The sequence below is a fragment of the Vibrio sp. Isolate33 genome (assembly GCF_022397895.1).
GTDB lineage: Bacteria > Pseudomonadota > Gammaproteobacteria > Enterobacterales > Vibrionaceae > Vibrio > Vibrio pomeroyi.
This window is the reverse complement of record NZ_JAKEUP010000003.1, coordinates 390,000-408,299: the sequence shown is the minus strand read 5'-3', so window position 1 is coordinate 408,299 and position 18,300 is coordinate 390,000. Positions and strand designations below refer to the sequence as shown.

Annotated in this window: 15 protein-coding genes; 14 read left to right on the top strand and 1 reads right to left on the bottom strand. The window is 46.1% G+C overall.

Annotated elements, in window-relative coordinates; translation table 11 throughout:
- Positions 1-157 precede the first annotated feature (157 nt).
- Together L1D37_RS08490 and L1D37_RS08485 are read left to right on the top strand one after the other, a co-directional pair.
- Positions 158-1,255 carry an alpha/beta hydrolase gene (locus tag L1D37_RS08490; RefSeq protein ID WP_239847578.1) on the top strand — a complete coding sequence of 366 codons (1,098 nt, stop codon included), beginning with the start codon at positions 158-160 and terminating at the stop codon, positions 1,253-1,255.
- A 406-nt stretch (positions 1,256-1,661) separates the two neighbouring features.
- Positions 1,662-2,861 (top strand): diaminopropionate ammonia-lyase, encoded by a 1,200-nt coding sequence (locus L1D37_RS08485; protein ID WP_239847577.1) that lies wholly within the window; start codon positions 1,662-1,664, stop codon positions 2,859-2,861.
- A gap of 176 nt (positions 2,862-3,037) precedes the next feature.
- On the opposite strand, the gene L1D37_RS08480 is transcribed toward L1D37_RS08485, so the two are convergent.
- The gene (locus L1D37_RS08480) at positions 3,038-3,529 is read right to left on the bottom strand and encodes an Lrp/AsnC family transcriptional regulator (protein ID WP_048610360.1); all 492 of its coding nucleotides are present in this window, start codon (positions 3,527-3,529) and stop codon (positions 3,038-3,040) included.
- 310 nt (positions 3,530-3,839) lie between these two features.
- Here L1D37_RS08480 and L1D37_RS08475 point away from each other — a divergent pair, with 310 nt between their 5' ends.
- The 12 genes from L1D37_RS08475 to L1D37_RS08420 all read left to right on the top strand — a co-directional run bounded on the left by L1D37_RS08475 (position 3,840) and on the right by L1D37_RS08420 (position 18,284).
- A complete protein-coding gene (locus L1D37_RS08475; RefSeq protein ID WP_239847576.1) occupies positions 3,840-4,634 on the top strand; it encodes an Asp/Glu racemase in 795 nt (264 codons plus the stop codon).
- Between the two features lie 102 nt (positions 4,635-4,736).
- Positions 4,737-5,948 (top strand): M20 aminoacylase family protein, encoded by a 1,212-nt coding sequence (locus L1D37_RS08470; protein ID WP_239847575.1) that lies wholly within the window; start codon positions 4,737-4,739, stop codon positions 5,946-5,948.
- A 186-nt stretch (positions 5,949-6,134) separates the two neighbouring features.
- Positions 6,135-7,178 carry a TRAP transporter substrate-binding protein DctP gene (dctP, locus tag L1D37_RS08465; RefSeq protein ID WP_239847574.1) on the top strand — a complete coding sequence of 348 codons (1,044 nt, stop codon included), beginning with the start codon at positions 6,135-6,137 and terminating at the stop codon, positions 7,176-7,178.
- Between the two features lie 121 nt (positions 7,179-7,299).
- A complete protein-coding gene (locus L1D37_RS08460; protein WP_048610032.1) occupies positions 7,300-7,842 on the top strand; it encodes a TRAP transporter small permease in 543 nt (180 codons plus the stop codon).
- A complete protein-coding gene (locus tag L1D37_RS08455; protein ID WP_048610030.1) occupies positions 7,839-9,182 on the top strand; it encodes a TRAP transporter large permease in 1,344 nt (447 codons plus the stop codon). The genes L1D37_RS08460 and L1D37_RS08455 overlap by 4 nt, the downstream gene beginning before the upstream one ends.
- A 37-nt stretch (positions 9,183-9,219) precedes the next feature.
- On the top strand, positions 9,220-10,404 hold the full coding sequence (locus L1D37_RS08450) for a Xaa-Pro peptidase family protein (protein ID WP_239847573.1): 1,185 nt from the start codon (positions 9,220-9,222) through the stop codon (positions 10,402-10,404).
- 246 nt (positions 10,405-10,650) lie between these two features.
- Positions 10,651-12,294, top strand: coding sequence for an LruC domain-containing protein (locus L1D37_RS08445; RefSeq protein ID WP_239847597.1), 1,644 nt, complete (start codon positions 10,651-10,653; stop codon positions 12,292-12,294).
- 9 nt (positions 12,295-12,303) lie between these two features.
- A complete protein-coding gene (locus L1D37_RS08440) occupies positions 12,304-12,810 on the top strand; it encodes a hypothetical protein (RefSeq protein ID WP_239847572.1) in 507 nt (168 codons plus the stop codon).
- A 427-nt stretch (positions 12,811-13,237) separates the two neighbouring features.
- Positions 13,238-13,840, top strand: a complete 603-nt coding sequence (gene betI, locus L1D37_RS08435) for a transcriptional regulator BetI (protein WP_176679114.1) — start codon at positions 13,238-13,240, stop codon at positions 13,838-13,840.
- A 105-nt stretch (positions 13,841-13,945) separates the two neighbouring features.
- Entirely contained in the window at positions 13,946-15,406 is a 1,461-nt protein-coding gene (gene betB / locus L1D37_RS08430; RefSeq protein WP_239847571.1) for a betaine-aldehyde dehydrogenase, read from the top strand.
- Between the two features lie 72 nt (positions 15,407-15,478).
- Entirely contained in the window at positions 15,479-17,191 is a 1,713-nt protein-coding gene (betA, locus tag L1D37_RS08425; protein ID WP_239847570.1) for a choline dehydrogenase, read from the top strand.
- 121 nt (positions 17,192-17,312) lie between these two features.
- The gene (locus L1D37_RS08420; protein WP_239847569.1) at positions 17,313-18,284 is read left to right on the top strand and encodes a choline ABC transporter substrate-binding protein; all 972 of its coding nucleotides are present in this window, start codon (positions 17,313-17,315) and stop codon (positions 18,282-18,284) included.
- The last annotated feature ends 16 nt before the right edge of the window (positions 18,285-18,300 follow it).

Below are 18,300 nucleotides of genomic sequence, written 5' to 3'. Positions count from 1 at the left end.
ATTAAACACTTTATAAGTTAGTTCAATGATGAATTGGCATTTATAGGAAAATAAAAAACATTGTTCAAATAGGATCGACATTCTCATACATTCTCACGACAGATAAATTCAGCGCTAAACAATAGAATTTTCTCATCAAACACTTCGGGAATGACGCATGAATAACTATAGAAAAACGTTACTGGCACTGCCTTTGATTATTTTAGCTGGGTGTAATTCAAGTTCTAGTTCAGGTAAAGCGACGACTAAAGCTCAAGTGAAACCTAAGGCGGATTACGTATTTTCGTCAGTAAAATTAGGCAAGTTGTATCAAGAACGAGAAGAGCTTCAAGAGTCGATGAAGCTGACCTATGACGGTGTGCAGTATGACAAAATTCAATTTGCTGAAGACATCAGTGAGAAGCAAAAAGTAGTTAGGCTTGCGAGCCGTTTAGGTCAAAGTGTTGACCTGTATTTTCCTGATGCAGGGTTTGATAGCTGCGGTATCTACACAGAGAGCAAGGGTTTGGACGTGTTTGATTGCAGCGCGGCGCTACGCTCTGTTTCTAATGAGACAACGTTAATCCAAACAAAAACGAATAGTGCAAAAGCGGTTGAGCTCGAATTCCAAAATGAGTTGTCGCAATACGTGACGAGCTTGGGTTCGACGATTCTGAGTAAGACCAAAAATGGTAATAAGGTCACCATCACCACTTCATTTGCTTTCAATGCCTTTTACCGAGATGTGCTTAAAGAGACTGGCGCTGTTGAGCGAATTCAATCGACTTTGGGTGCATCCACCTATTCTCAGCTTTTTGATATCGTAAAGTTGTACCCAGGCAGCGAGATGACGTTGAAGTTCACCAACCATATCGGAGGCAGTGCTGATGACGAGATCAATATGTACACCGGGCGCATGATCCACCATAACAATATGACGACAATCGTCACTGCTACGGGGTCGGTGTTCTCGGGCGGCACGGATCTGTTCGCTGCAGGTAATCCACGAGTTCTGCAACGCGCTGATACCACCAAAGCTATTGAGTTGAATAAGCAGGTGGGTGTGCATAGCTGGGCTGAGGGGGATAAAACGGCTAAAGAGTTCCCATACACCAATGAGAGTCATCGCCAACAAGCGACCTATTTTAAAAAGGTGATGGGAGACAAAGGGATCGATTTCTACATCTTCACTTTAGATTCTGCTCCAGCTTCGGGTGAACACTGGATGACGAAAGCCGACTCGGATAAATATGGTTTTATTACACGTATTGAATAAACCAAGTTAGCTTAGGAGCTTTATATTCAAAGCTCCGGAAAGGTTGATAAGAGGCTGGTAATGGTTTGGCCATTATCAACCCTTTTTGTTTCTGTTTATCTACACTTCATGGCTGTAGTGCTATGAAAATCAGGTGATTGTGCTTAGGGGAATCGTGCTGTGCGCAGGCTCAATAACTCGAGTCGCTGCTATAGTGAAGTGAGATTAGACTGCGATATTTTCAAGGTGACTAAATTCTGCATTTTTTAGCGAGGTAACAAAGAATTCCCGCAGATATTGAATTTAGAAAGCGCAATCAAGGCACTTTTTGTCCGATAGAATTTAATATCCGCAAACCTTACAAGCCGTAACTTTTCATTTGGCTGTAGTAAGGAGCAATGTGAATGACTTATAAGGACGATCATTTATGCAGTTACTGGCTGGCACTCTGACACACTATGCGAACCCTCAAGCACGCCCTGAATTGGAGTACTCAAATGAGCAACTTGAAATTTTGAGTGTTGCGAGTTCTGAGCAGGCAATTAAGGATATTTCACAATGGCCGGGCTATGCCGTTACTCCTTTGCATGAGCTGAACGCGATTTCTGCTGAGATCGGTGTAAACAAATTCTGGTACAAAGATGAATCTCAACGTTTTGGCCTAAAAAGCTTTAAAGCTCTGGGCGGTGCTTATGCTGTCGCCCGTCAACTTCAGATTGAGCTCGCCAATCGCTATGGGAAGAATCCGACCATCAATGAACTGTTAAACGGGGAATGGAAATCAGAAGTCGCTGAGATCGTTGTGAGTTGTGCGACAGATGGAAACCATGGTCGCTCGGTCGCGTGGGGCGCACAAATGTTTGGTTGTGGTTGTGTTATCTACATCCATCGCGATGTGTCGGAAGGCCGCAAGCAAGCAATGGAAGCGTTCGGTGCAGAAGTGGTACGCATTACTGGTAATTATGATGAATCGGTTCGTTTGGCTGATTCAGAAGCGCGAGCGAAAAACCGCGTGATTGTATCGGATACTTCTTACGAAGGTTACATGGAAATCCCGAAAGACGTTGCTCTGGGCTACACCGTGATGCTGGCTGAAATTGTCGAGCAACTTGATGGTGAAATCCCAACTCATGTTTTCGTGCAGGGTGGAGTAGGTGGTTTGGCATCTGCTGTCTGTGGTTACTTCTGGGATTTGTGGGGTGTTGATCGTCCACGCTTTGTAATCGTCGAACCTGAACAAGCTAACTGTTTGCAGAAGAGCGCTCAAGCGGGTAAACCGATTGTGGTTACGGGCGATCTAGAGACGCTGATGGCTGGACTTGCCTGTGGTGAGGTTTCGAGCTTGGCATGGACGATTCTCCAAAATGGCGCTGATGATTTTATGACGCTGAGTGAAGAGGCGATCCCGCAAGCGATGCGCATGTTGGCGAGTGGCGAGAAAACGGAAGTGGCAATAGAAGGTGGCGAATCTGCAGTTCCAGGGTTTGCCGCAGCGATTATCGCTAAACAAGAGCCGAATTTCGCTGAAAAACTGAATTTAACTCAAGACAGCCGAGTGCTAGTAATTGGTACTGAAGGGGCAACAGACCCGGATCTCTACCAACAAATCATCGACAACAAAATCTAATAACGAAAAGCTCATAGTTAACTGTTAAGAGCTAATCGCGAACAACGAATAATAAAGTAAGCCCCAAAGTTGGCGGTATATAAGGTTTCTTCATACCGTCTTTTTTCCTCTTTTTTGACTTCATCTCATGACACGCCTTGTTTGCTTGTCGATCCGTTCATCAATCGAACTAGTCATCAATCGCGTTGCTCATCAATTGGAATGGTCAGTCCGACCTTGACGTTATCCATCACCACATTGGTTTGAAAGCTTTTGATATTGGCATTATCGAAGAAGGCCTCACGAGTAAAATTGTCGTACCCCTCCATATCTGCAGCCGTGACGATTAAGATAAAATCAGAGCTGCCTGTGACGTAATAGCATTGCTGCACAGAACGGTTCGAACTCATCTCTTTTTTGAAGTTATGCATCAAATCCACACGCTCACGTTCAAGTGTTACCTGAACGATAAACGTCATTCCGTGACCGACCGCTTTGGGATTAATCACCGAGACATCAGCCTGAATCACACCTTGTGCTCTCATGCGTTTTAAACGGCGCTGAACGGCAGCGGGAGAGAGCCCGACCTTTTCTGCAATCTTGTCTGATGTCGCTCTATTTGAGTCTTGTACGATGTTGAGGATCTTCTTGTCGAAACTGTCGACCACCAATGCAGGCTGTTGTGTCATACCCATACTTCCTAGTGTCAGTTTGTAAATTAATTGTTTCTTTTCTGCCAGTGTGTGATCGAGTTAAAGGTATTTAGCTCCAACAATTAATCACGGAGGATTGAGAACAAAAAATCACTATAACGCAATAAAAATGCGGAATTTCCGCACAATAAGGTATTCGTTTAATGATAATCCTTAAAGTTATCGGTGCATTATTAACCTTGTGAACGAAATGTAAAGTTCAAATTCACAGAGATTGAAGTTTATATGATACATGTTGTTAACATTTGTTGGGTGTTGATATTGGCAGCTCAAGGAGTCGAAAAGTATGAAATCTGCAACCGCTACTTTACAGTTTGAATTAGAAAAATTGGCACCAGCAGGACGCGTCGGTGTGATTGCGTTAGCGACAGATTTCAATATTGAGCGTGATTTAAACACGTTGTTTCCAGACGATGTGCAGTCGTTCACCAGTCGAGTTCGAAACTATAATCCATTGACGATAGAGAACTTGAGAAAGATGGAGCCAGGAATCGCTGCTTGCGCTGATACTATCCTTCCGGGCACCGAATTGGATGTGGTGATTTACGCTTGTACCTCTGGCACCGTAGCGATTGGCAGCGAACGAATTACCCAGCTTATTCATCAATCTTGCCCAAATGCAGCAGTAACTAATCCGGTGACTGCGGCCTTAGCGGCGTTTGAAAGCTTCCAAGCTAAGCGTATCTCAGTATTAACGCCTTATACCGAAGCTGTGAATCAAGACGTCGCAGCATTTTTCGAGTCGCAAGGCATTGAAGTGTTGAGCATTGCTGGTTTTGGCTTTGAAGATGACACCGCGATGACGTTCATTGATCCAATGGACATTAAACATGCCGCACTACAAGTTTGCGACCCTGAAGCGGATCTTCTGTTTATCTCTTGCACGGCACTGCGTGCAGCATCGGTGCTTGAATCTATTGAAGCGGAGCTAGATAAACCCGTTGTCAGCAGCAATCAAGTGTTGGCTTGGCACTCGCTTCAATTGATGAACTACCCCTCGCCCATAAAAGGTTTCGGTGCACTGTTAGAGCACCATCTTGAACCACCCTCAGATAATTGCCGAAGGTCGCAGTCGTTGTAACGACCTTCGATTAAAGCTGCTCGCTTCGCGTTTAAATTCAGAGCAGCCAAGCTAACTCCACATTTACGTTAATACAAAGAATTACACTTTGGGACTACTACTATGCCGTCTACTTTCTCGATCAAACCAGACCAACTGTCTTCGCAGCTTATTCAAAGCATGACGGAGTGGCGTCAACATTTACATCGTTTCCCTGAGTGTGGTTTTGATGTGAATCTGACCTCCGATTTTATCGCTGACAAGTTACACAGTTTTGGTATCGAGGTGGTGCGTAACATCGGTAAAACAGGATTAGTTGGGATACTTCGTTCAGGATCGAGTGAAGCGAGCATTGGTCTGAGAGCTGATATGGATGCGTTACACATTCATGAACAAAATAACTTCGCACACTGCTCACAACACGATGGAAAGATGCACGCTTGTGGTCACGATGGACACTCCGCAATGCTGCTCGGCGCTGCAAGCTACTTGGCCGAAAACCTATTGGCAGGCAACTCAACCTTCGATGGCACTGTATATTTCATCTTTCAACCCGATGAAGAGCACGGTTGTGGCGCACAAGCGATGATTGATGATGGCTTATTTGAGCGATTCTCGATTGATGAAGTGTATGGAGTTCATAATTTCCCCGGCTTAGCGGAAGGTGAGTTGATGGTTCGCCCCGGATCATTAATGGCCAGTGAAAGTAGCTTTGAGATCACCATTAATGGTGTGGGTGGGCATGCTGCTCTGCCGCACCAAGGGGTCGATCCTCTCGTCGTTGGCTCACAAGTCATCCTTGGTCTGCAAACCATCGTGTCTCGTAATCTCAGTGCGATCCACGACACCGCTGTAGTCTCTGCGACCGAGTTTATTACCGATGGCACGGTTAACGTTATTCCGACTCAAGTGGTTATTAAAGGCGATTGTCGCTGCTTCACTGAATCTTCTCTCGAACGAATCAAACAAAGTATGGAGATGATTGTGGCGGGCATCTGTCAGGCTGCGGGCGCGACTTACGATTTCGAGTTCATTAATACCTTCTACCCAACCATCAACAGTGATCAACAAACCCAATATTCGGTCGCTGCCGCACAGAAAGTGCTTGGTGCAGAGAACGTTAATGACTCCTGCGACCCACTGACTATTTCAGAAGATTTCTCAAGCATGCTTCGCGTTAAACCGGGCTGTTATGTGTTGTTGGGTAACGGCACGGAATCGGTCGGTGGCTGCGCATTGCATAACCCTGAATACGACTTTAACGATGGCATCTTAAAGCTCGGTGCGAGCTACTGGATTCAGTTGGTGAACGATCGTTTAGCACGATCAATTTAAAAGCGACCCAATTAGAAGCAACTAAATTTGAATCAACAAGTAGAAACACGGATTCAGCAGTGACGCATTTGGCACTGCAAGATGGCTTACTTTAAACGGAGTTTATTGTCGACACAGCCAAAACTGAAGCGCGTGAAGTGACCAAGGTTACCAACGTGTAATTAGGATAATAAAAGGAAAGACAGGATGAAACGATTAGGCGTAGCACTGCTAAGTTTGAGCATGGTTTTTGGCGTTCATGCCGAAACATGGAAGTTTGCTTCAGAAGAGGACAAAACAGACGTTCAAGACATCTATGCGCAAAAGTTCGCGGAAGTGATTAAGAAGGAATCTGATGGCGACATCCGTGTTCGCATCTATTACTACGGTCAACTGGGTACAGAAAACGACATCGTAGAGCTGGCTGCTAAAGGCACGATTCAATTTGTGTCTGTAGGCGCGGGTCATTTAGGGTCTTATGTTCCTGAAGTACAAGCGGTGAGCTTGCCTTATGTACTGGGTACAAACGAAGCGATCACACATAAGGTGTTAACGGAAAGCCCGACCATCTACAACAAATTGGCACCTAAGTTTGAGAGCGTAAACCTCAAGCTGTTGTCGATGATGTCTGAAGGCGAAATGGTATGGGGCGGTAACAAACCAATCCGTACTCCTGAAGATTTTGCGAACCAGAAGATCCGTACTTTCACTTCAACCATCCCTGTTGAAACCTACAAAGCGTTTGGCGCGACACCTACCCCTCTTTCTTGGGGTGAAGTGTACGGTTCACTGCAACTTAAGACTATCGATAGCATGGTTAACCCTATCTACTTCATCTACAACGCGAAGTGGCATGAGGTTCAAGACTACTTAATGTTCCCAGGTCAGCAACCTTATGTGAGTACCGTTTCGACCAACAGTAAGTGGTACAGCGCTTTGTCTGAAGAGAAACAAGCCATGGTCGACAAAGCAATCAAAGCAGCAGACCAAGCCGCATACGACTATCAGATCCGCATCAACAAAGAGAACATGGACAAGATCTTAAAAGAGCGTCCAAATATGCAAGTGGTTGTGTTGACGGATGAAGAGCGCGAGCGCTTTAAAACGCTAAGCCAGAAACTGCACACGACATACTACGACGTAGTGGCGAATGCCTACCCAGCAGGTCAGCAAAGCGCAGCTCGTGAGGGTGCGAAAACCATTCTCGAAGAGATCCTAGATGAAGTGAAGGCTGCTTCAGCAACGCAATAAAAAGCGTTAGTAAGGATGATGGCTATCCGTTGATACGTGTCAGCGGATAGCTTATCCCAACCTTCTCCAAATAGTGGCAATGGACTGGTGTCACTGAACGAAGTATGGAGCACTGCCTGCTATGAAAGAACTGCTACATAAAATAAGTGTCGCGACAGAAAAGCTAGAGCGCTTTCTGATCATGACTGCCATTCTCGCGATGATGATCAACTCTACTGCCAATGCGATTGGTCGTTACGCCTTCAATAAAAGCCTATTTTTCTCGGAAGAGCTGAATCAGTTTCTGATTGTCTCTGTTACCTTCGTCGGCTTCGCTTATGCGGTGCGCCAAGGTCGAAATATTCGTATGACCGCGGTCTACGATTCATTGAGTACTAAAGCTCAGAAAGTTCTCACAACCATCATTGCGTTATTAACCGCAATGCTGATGTTTTATCTCACCTACCACGCGTTCTTTTACGTTAAAGAGCTGAAAGACATCAATCGGTTAAGTCCAGCCCTGCAGTTCCCTGTGTATTGGGTATACGCGATCATTCCAATTGGCTTTTTCATCGCCGGATTGCAATACAGCATGAGTTTTTTAATGAACTTACTGCACAAAGAAATCTACGTGTCATTTGACGTGATTGAAAATAGAAACACAAAAGTAGGTGAGTTTGAATGAGCGATGTTGCACAGTTTTTCTCGGACATTATTGCCGGCGAATTAGATATTTATGTCATCACATTTACTCTTGTCTCTGTGATGGTGATTTTGCTGTTTTTGAGCTTCCCTATGATTGTGCCGTTAGCGGTTGGGGCTTTAATTGGCTTGATTCATTTCTCTCAGGTTGAGCCCGGTGTATTGATTCAGCAGATGGTTACGGGCATCTCACCGAACGCTCTGATTGCGGTGCCGATGTTCATCTTGGCTGCGGATATTATGACGCGTGGACACACGGCTTATAACTTACTTGGTCTGATTCAAGCGTTTGTTGGACACCTGCGTGGCGGGTTACCTATTACTACGTGTATCAGCTGTACCTTGTTTGGTTCTGTGTCCGGTTCGACCCAAGCGACCGTGGTGTCGGTTGGGCAAATCATGCGTCCTAAGTTACTGCAAGCAGGGTACAAAGACAGCTTTGTGATGGCACTTATCATCAATGCCAGTGACATCGCGTTTCTTATTCCACCGAGCATCGGCTTGATTCTTTACGGCACTTTAGCCAACGCCAGTGTAGGGGAGTTGTTTATTGCTGGTATTGGTCCGGGCTTAGTGCTCGCTAGCCTGTTCTCGTTATACAGCTATGCCTACAGCGTGAAACACAGCGACACCATCTCTTTGGTTGAAAAGGCCAACACTGCCGAACGTATTGAAGCGATCAAGAAAGCGATTCTTCCCCTTGGTTTCCCTGCTTTGATTATCGGTGGTATCTATTCTGGCGTAGTCACGCCTACGGAAGCGGCTTCATTTGCTGTGTTATATGCAATCATCGTTGAGTGCATTTTCTATCGCAAACTTGGCGTAAAAGACATCTGCGATGCAGCGCTAAATACCGGTTTGATTACCGCCGTTGTCTTTGTGCTGGTGGGTGTTGGACAGGCGTTTTCTTGGTACATCTCGTTTGAACAAATTCCTCAGGAGTTACTCGCTCCTCTTAATCTAGAAGATGCCTCACCTGAATACATTCTGTTTGTTATCGCACTGACTTTCTTTGTCGGCTGTATGTTTGTGGATTCGTTAGTGGTTTTGCTGATCTTGACGCCGATTTTCATGCCGATTGTTAATGCCGCAGGTATTGATCCAATCTTGGTCGGTGTGATGGTAACGCTACAAATGGCCATTGGGTCGGCAACACCTCCATTCGGTTGTGACATCTTTACTGCGATAGCGATTTTTGAGCGACCTTACATGGAGGTCATCCGTGGGACGCTACCGTTTTTCCTTATCTTGATCTTGATGTCTGCTTTGCTGATTTTCTTTCCAAGTATTGCACTGTTACCAAGAGATATTTTATTCAATTAATTCGTCGAGTTACCCTTATTCAATCAAGGATAGAAATATGAGTATACTGCCTTTAACACCTCCGCAGAGAGGGTTTGAATCAGCAGAACTAGAGCAACGTACTGTCGAGTTACAACAACGTCTACGTGCTCAAAACATCGATGCTGCGTTTTTTACGACCGAACCAGAATTTCGCTATTTCAGTGGCTTCAAATCGCAGTTCTGGGAAAGCCCAACTCGACCTTGGTTTTTGGTTGTGCCTGCGGTTGGCAAGCCTATCGCCGTGGTGCCAGAGATTGGTGTCGCTGGTTTCGACGATACATGGATTGACGATGTGCGCAGTTGGCCGTCACCAAGACCAGAAGATGACGGTATCTCTTTGCTCGCGGCTACGTTGTCAGAAGTCTCCAAGGGCTCTCGCCAAATCGGTTCGATGATCGGCCCTGAAACACATCTGCGTATGCCTGCTGCCAACTATGCGTTGTTACAGCAGAAGCTGAGCCAACACAGTGTGGTTGATGTGTCACTGATGATTCGAGACTTGCGCAGTGTTAAGTCTCAAGCCGAGATCGATAAAGTACGCTTCGCCTGCCAAGTGACGGCGGCAGGCTTTGAATATCTTCGTCATCATCTCGCGATAGGGATGACAGAACGACAGGCGTGTAAAGCCATGCATTTGGAGATGCTACGTTTGGGTGCCGATGCTTGCCCCTATCTGATTTCCGCGTCTGGCCAAGGTGGGTATGACAACATCATCATGGGACCTACCGACCGTGTACTCGGAGAAGGTGATGTGTTGATCATCGATACGGGGGCTAATTTTGATGGCTACTTCAGCGATTTTGACCGTAATTATGCCTTTGGTCACGCAGCTCCTGACACCATCGCAGCTTACGATGCTGTTTATCAATCGACAGAAGCGGGGCTCGCGATTGCTGAACCTGGACGCACCACTGGAGACGTGTGGCAAGCCATGTGGTCGGTACTCGAAAAGAACGGCGCACTCGGCAACGATGTGGGGAGAATGGGGCACGGCATAGGCATGCAGCTAACCGAGTGGCCATCACATGTGCCTAACGGAGATGTGGTCTTAAAACCGGGTATGGTGCTCACCCTTGAGCCGGGCATGGCATTTGCGAAAAACCGCATGATGGTGCATGAAGAGAACATCGTGATTACCGAATCTGGCTGCGAAATGTTGCATCAAAGGGCATGGCAATCGATGCCGATTATAGGTAAATAAACCACAGTTAGTTACTTTGTTCATTCTCTTACTCACCCTAAATAAAGGTCGCTACTTAAATAGCGACCTTTACCTTTCAACTTCATTCTCAAAATGAGAATAACGAAGCCTATATATCTAAATTACTGTTAAGTAAAAGATTAATTCCCGGCACTATCTTTGCTCTATATCTCTTTACACGTTTGAGGCTAGTGAAGAGGGAACATAATGAGAAATTGGAATTCAATCATACTACCTAGTTGTTTGATGCCGTGTGTTGCGTTGGCGTTGACCACTGCGGACTTAACATTTGAGTCTGGGGCGGATGCGTCAAACTATTCGGCAAAAGGTAAACCCAACAATACGTATTCGATAGCGGATTCACTCCCACAAGATGTTTTAACCAACGTTTATTCGATGTTGCCAGAAGGCAGTACAGTGAACAGTGCCTTTATTGCACCAGAGCGCTATTCGAGCATTGATATTGACGACGAGTTGAACGGTGCGGAGTACGCGACGGCAAAAGTCACGTTCTTGAATGAAGGGGCGGGTTATCGAAACTCCCTTGGTTACTTCGTGTTTGATACTAACAACCCACCGGCGACCAAAGACGACATTAATGCACATGTGATTGTGTTTCCCAATACGTCCGTTGCGAGTGTTGGTGAGATGCAGGAAGGCGATACGATTGATTTAAGTGTCCAACTTACCGCAGGTCAAACGTTGGCTTTTTTCATTATCTCTAATGGTTGGGGCTGGGAAGGATCTTACAACAACATAGATAGCCTCAGTGGTTGGGGGACACCTTTTTACAGTTACCCTTCAATCAACCCTGAAGCAACCGCAGAGAACAGAAGACACAATGTTGCTTTTCTCGACACAGAAAATGAGTTCTTAGTACTTGGCTTTGAGGATATTTATCGCCCGAGTGGAGACAACGACTTTAATGATTTGATCTTCACTGTTGAAGTGACGCCATTTGCCGCGGTTGATGGAGTCAATGAAGACGGTACGACAGATTCTAAATACGAAGTACTTGTCCAAGAGAATAATGAGGATGTGACAGTTACATCGGTTTACCCAAGCTCGAACAGCTATGCAACGATTGCATTTGAGGATAATTGGCCCTTGAAAGGGGACTATGATTTCAATGATGTGGTGTGGCGTTACCGAGTGACAGAGCAGCTCAACGGACAACGAGAACTTAAAAATTTAACTATAGATTATACCCTTCAGGCAATGGGCGCAGGCTACTCCAATGGTTATGCGTTGAAGCTGCCGAACGTTCTGCCTGCTAACGTGGCATCTACAACGTTGACTCGAAATGGTGTTGCTGTTGGCCATACCATTCTAAAAGAGGGGAGCAGCGAAACGATTCTGATGGTGTCTGAAGATCTTAGAGTGGATCTAGAAAACTTAGGTGAACTCACCGAAAGCTGCGTCTTCTACCGAACACAAAGCGCATGTTCTGAAACGCAGAACGCAGATGCTCTCAATTATCAATTGTACGTCGAGTTTACCTCGCCAGTATCGCGTGATGATGTCGGCTATCCACCTTATGACTCATTCATTTTTGCGGCTGAAGATATGTACCACGGTGATTTTGTTGGTACTCCTCCAGGTATGACATGGCAAACTCACCTTAAAGCGTTTTCTGGCACCAGCGATATGAATAATGCCTTGTTCAATACCCATGATGACAGTTCTTCTAGTTCGGAATCGTTTAAGACCAGCAACAATATGCCTTGGGTGATTAACATCCGTGATGAATGGGACCACCCTGTTGAGTACATTGATATCAGTGAAGCTTACACGTCGTTCCCTGCATGGGTAACCAGTAGTGGTGAGACAGATGGTGAGTGGTACAAGGCATCTATCACCAACAAAGTTATTTCAGCGACGGACGAGTAGGAGATCATCATGAATTATACAATTAAGCTATTCACTATAAGTTCTCTTTCTTTGTTAGTCGCAGCTTGTGGCGGAGGAGGAGGTGGGGGAAGCACAAGTGCGACACCAGCTCAGACACCATCAGCTACGCCAACGCCGGTTCAGACGCCTGTTTCTCCTGCTCAGCCAGCCGTTGCAGCGATAACCGATACTTCGGAGATTGTTGCACAAGCAGGGTTTTCGTTTGATGTCGGTGAGAAAATCAGCTTGTCGATGGATTACACGGGAACGACTTCGGGAGCGTTGCACCTGTATTCCGAGTCGGCATTTGTCATGAGTAACGGTGATATTGTCGCTGACCCTTTGTCGAGAATCACTACGGTGTACCCAACTCAAATCGATGTTGTGGAATTAGAAGTGAATGGGAACTGGGAGCAAATTTATGCTCGTTGGGTGCCGATGAGCAGCAGTGAGCAAGAGCAAAGTTGGGTGATCTCACTGGATCAATCGAGCAATAGTTACCACTTGGCTTTTTAGTTGAACTAAACACGCTTTATTACTTCGATATCGGTGATAAAAATGAGAGCACCTAACTTGTAAAGGTGCTCTCGTTGTATTTGATTTTCATTCCTACTCTCGATCAATCACGCCATCGACTCTCCTTTCTTAATCACAAATAACGATGCCTGTTCTCTGAATATTACTCGTTTCGGCTTAGAAGATAAGTGGTTAAGTTTTGTTCTTATTGAGCGAAAACATTTGACCATTAACTATCACACCTCAAATCTTTAATTGATTTCATTAGTACCCTAAATGATATTTAACTTATTGTTTTTAATTGGGTTGTTGATTTTTGAATGCTGTGTTGTTACGGGTTTGTTTTAAATAATCGTTTGAACCCTAACTAAATTTCTGTCATTTTATATTTAACTGAACGTTCAATAAAAAATAAAAGGACTAAGAAATGCCGAAGGTTGGGATGCCTGACATACGTAAACCACAGCTTGTTCAAGCGACCATGACGGTGATTGATCGAGTCGGTTTGCATGCCGCGAGTATTGCTTTGATCAGCAAAGAAGCGGGAGTCTCTACCGGCATCATTAATCACTATTTTGGTGGCAAGCACGGCCTGCTCGAAGAGACCATGCGTGAAATCCTTCGCCAACTGTCCAATACCATTACCACCGCGCTCAAAGCGCTCCCTGCTGACGCTCACCAGCAGAGGATTAATGCCATCATCGACGGTAACTTTGAAGGTTACCAAGCAGAAAATAAGGTGGCTAAGACGTGGTTGGCATTTTGGTCGTATTCGATGCATGACCAAAAGCTAAAAAGACTTCAGCGCGTGAATGAAAGACGTTTGCTCTCGCATTTACGCCTTGAATTGAAAGGTATTTTGAATCATGAACAAGCAGATCTCGTTGCTCACGGGATCGCGTCTCTGATTGATGGTTTATGGCTGAGAGGCACGTTAAACCCAGATGGTATCGATGCTCAGAAGGCGCGCGCCATCATCAACGATTACCTTGATAAACAACTGACGTTCTACTCGTGCAGTACCAAATAGAACGCAGTGTTAGAACTAGAACAGCACTAGAACGACCAATGCTTACACCCGAAATTCAAACTAGACCAGTAGAGTCTAATAACAATAATTAAGTCAGAATCTCAAATGGAAATGAACTCGTTATACATTGATGGCGCAGCAGTCAAAGCTACGTCTGGTGAAACCTTTGATAGCATCAACCCAGCAAACGGCGAACCTATCGCCACGCTAGGCCAAGCCTCTGCAGCGGATGTGGATAGTGCTATTGAATCAGCGAAGCGTGGCTTTGCGGTATGGTCAGCAATGACAGCGGTAGAGCGCAGTCGCATTCTTTTGAAGGCCGTTGAAATCCTTAGGGCTCGAAACAATGACCTTGCGAACCTTGAGGTTGTTGATACAGGCAAGCCGCTGCAAGAAGCAATTGAAGTGGATGTGGCGTCTGGCGCTGATGTTATTGAATACTTTGCTGGCCTTGCTCCAACTCTACAAGGCGACCAACAACCGCTGAGCGAATCTCAATTTTTCTACACACGCCGCGAACCGCTGGGCATCTGTGCTGGCATTGGCGCGTGGAACTACCCAATTCAAATCGCGATGTGGAAATCAGCTCCGGCGCTTGCTGCGGGTAACTCGATGATTTTCAAACCTTCAGAAGAAACGCCGCTAACCGCGCTTAAGCTTGCGGAGATCTTTACCGAAGCCGGTCTTCCTGATGGCGTGTTCAACGTGGTTCAGGGTGACTACCGTGTGGGTCAAATGCTAACGGCGCACCCAGACATCGCTAAAGTCTCTTTCACGGGTGAAACTGGTACCGGTAAAGCCGTGATGGCGGACAGTGCGAAAACGTTGAAATCGGTCACTATGGAGCTAGGTGGCAAATCACCAATGATCGTGTTTGATGACGCGAAATTGGATGATGCAGTCTCCGCTTCGATGGTCGCGAACTTCTACACCCAAGGCGAAGTGTGTACCAATGGTACTCGTGTTTATGTGCACGAAAACATCTACGACGCATTCATCGACCAACTTAAAACGCGCACTGAGAAGCTGATCATTGGTAACCCAATGGACATGGAAACTCAGATTGGCGCGTTGATTTCTAAAGAACACCTTTCAAAAGTCCTTGAAGCGATTGAGCTAGCTAAACAGTCGGGTGCGACCTTGCTGACGGGCGGCTATCAAGTGACAGACAACGGCCTCGAAAACGGCAACTTTGTTATCCCAACCGTGTTTGTCGATTGCGAAGACCACATGCCTCACGTTCAACAAGAGATCTTTGGCCCAGTGATGTCGGTAATGAAGTTTACGGACGAAGACGATGTGATTCGCCGTGCTAACGATACTAAATACGGCCTTGCTGCTGGCGTGTTCACGCAAAACCTTTCTCGCGCTCACCGCGTTATTCACCAAATGCAAGCGGGTATTTGTTGGGTGAACACGTGGGGTGATTCACCGGCAGAAATGCCTGTTGGTGGCTACAAACTTTCGGGTATTGGTCGTGAAAATGGACCAGAGACTCTACTTCACTATACGCAGACTAAGAGCATTCTTATTGAACTTGGCGACTACGCCAGCCCTTATGCCTAACGCGTAATACTCAATTTAATGGGCTAGCTTAAAGTAGCTAGCCCCACTGACTCATCTCAGGGAATAGATAACATGGAACAACGCTACGATTATATTATCGTCGGCGCGGGTTCGGCCGGCTGTGTGTTAGCGGATAGGCTAACGGAAAGCGGTGAACATAGCGTTTTATTACTGGAAGCTGGTGGCACGGATAAGAGCATTTTTATCCAGATGCCGACCGCGCTTTCTTACCCAATGAATACTGAAAAGTACGCTTGGCAATTTGAAACAGAGAAAGAGCCGGGCCTTGATGGGCGTGAACTGCACTGCCCACGTGGCAAGGTGTTAGGTGGTAGTTCATCAATCAATGGCATGGTTTATGTGCGTGGCCACGCTTGTGACTTCGATCAGTGGGAAGAAGAGGGCGCAGCGGGTTGGAATTACCAAGCGTGTTTGCCTTACTTCCGCCGTGCTGAATCGTGGAACAAGGGGGGGGACGAATATCGTGGCGACAACGGACCTGTAGGTACATGTAACGGCAACGATATGGAGCTTAACCCGCTTTACCAAGCGTTCATCGATGCAGGTAAAGACGCTGGTTACCCAGAAACTCAAGACTATAACGGCTATCAGCAAGAAGGCTTCGGCACCATGCACATGACGGTAGACAAGGGTGTTAGAGCCTCAACCTCTAACGCTTACTTGCGCCGTGCATTGAAGCGTTCAAATCTGACCTTAAAGAAAGGCATCGTTGCTCGTCGTTTCTTACTTGAGTCACAAGACGCACAGGGTCAATCAAATCTGAAAGCCGTTGGTGTCGAGTTTGAAAAGTCAGGCAATACCCAAGTGGCGGTAGCGAACAAAGAAGTGATCTCCTCCGCGGGCTCAATCGGTTCTGTTCAACTGCTGCAACTATCTGGTATCGGCCCGAAAGCGGTGCTTGAAAAAGCGGGTGTTGAACTGAAACACGAGTTGAATGGTGTAGGTGAAAACCTTCAAGATCACCTAGAAGTTTACTTCCAGTACCACTGTAACGAACCTATCACGCTTAACAGCAAGCTTGGCTTGGTGAGCAAAGGCATGATTGGCGCGGAATGGATTTTGACGCGCAAAGGTTTGGGTGCAACCAATCACTTTGAATCGTGCGCATTTATTCGTTCTCGTAAAGGATTGAAGTGGCCAAATATTCAATACCACTTCCTACCAGCCGCAATGCGTTACGACGGCCAAGCGGCTTTTGATGGCCATGGCTTCCAAGTTCACGTTGGACCTAACAAGCCAGAGAGTCGCGGTACAGTTGCGATCACTTCCGCTGATCCGCATGCCAAACCAGAGATCATTTTCAACTACATCTCGACTGAGCAAGACCGCCAAGATTGGCGTGATTGTATTCGTCTGACTCGCGAAATTTTGTCGCAACCTGCGATGGATTTTTACCGTGGTGAAGAGATTCAGCCGGGCTTGAACGTAACCTCTGATGAAGCGATTGATGAATGGGTTAAGCAGAATGTTGAAAGTGCTTACCACCCTTCTTGTGGCTGCAAAATGGGTTCAGATAACGATCCAATGGCGGTGCTTGATGAAGAGTGTCGTGTTCGTGGCATTGATAATCTGCGTGTCGTCGACTCGTCTGTTTTCCCTACCATTCCCAACGGAAACTTGAACGCGCCAACCATCATGGTTGCTGAGCGCGCTTCCGATTTGATTTTGGGGAAACCGATGCTTAAAGAACAAGACGTTCCAGTGTGGATTGCTCCGGAGTGGGAAGAAAAACAAAGAATCAATAAGCCAGTAAGAGAAGCTTAAGTCTCTGTTGCTGCTTAAAAAACAACAAAAATAGTAACACCAATCATAAGTCAAAAGTCAGCAGTACTGCCGCTATCCGTTTGAGATAGAGCAGCAAAAGGAAAGATCAAAAGGAACCATTATGACGACTCTAAATATTCAGAACGTGGCGACAAAAACGTTAACAACACTCGCTATCAGCTCATTTGCATTTGCGGCTAACGCTTCTGTTGAGCCACAGCAATGTGAAAACGTGCGCTTTGCTGATGTAGGTTGGACAGACATCACCGCAACGACGGCTGTCACTTCTGAGCTACTGAAAGGTCTTGGCTACAAAACCAAAACAGACCTGCTTTCAGTACCCGTAACTTACTCTTCTATGGCCAATGGCGACATTGATGTATTCCTAGGCAACTGGATGCCAACCATGGAAGGCGATATTGCTAAATATCGTGAAGCGGGCACCGTTGAAACCGTTCGTGCCAACCTTGAAGGTGCGAAATACACGCTCGCTGTACCTAAATACGTGTACGACGCGGGTGTGAAAAGTTTCGCAGACCTAGCAAAACATGCCGACAAATTTAAAGACCGCATCTACGGCATTGAGCCTGGTAACGATGGTAACCGCCTAATCCAATCGATGATCGACTCTGACGCATTCGGTCTAAAAGACTTCAGCCTAGTGGAATCAAGCGAAGCAGGCATGGTGTCGCAAGTATCACGCGCAGCGCGTCGTAGCCAATGGATTGTTTACCTTGGCTGGGCACCACACCCAATGAACAGCAACGTTGAGATGGAATACCTCTCTGGTGGTGACGACTTCTTCGGTCCGAACTACGGTGGCGCAAATGTTTACACCAATGTTCGTTCAAACTACCTGTCTGAGTGTTCAAACGTCGGTCAGCTTCTACAGAACCTAGAGTTCACTCTAGAGATGGAAAACCAGTTGATGGAAGAGATTCTGAACCAGAATGTGAAGCCTGAAAAAGCGGCGCAACAATGGTTGAACAGCAATCCACAACAAGTGGAAGCTTGGTTAGACAACGTAAAAACGCATAAAGGCGAATCAGCGACTCAAGCGGTTACTGAATACCTAAAACAAGTTAAAGCTTAGTTCTACCTATCTCAAC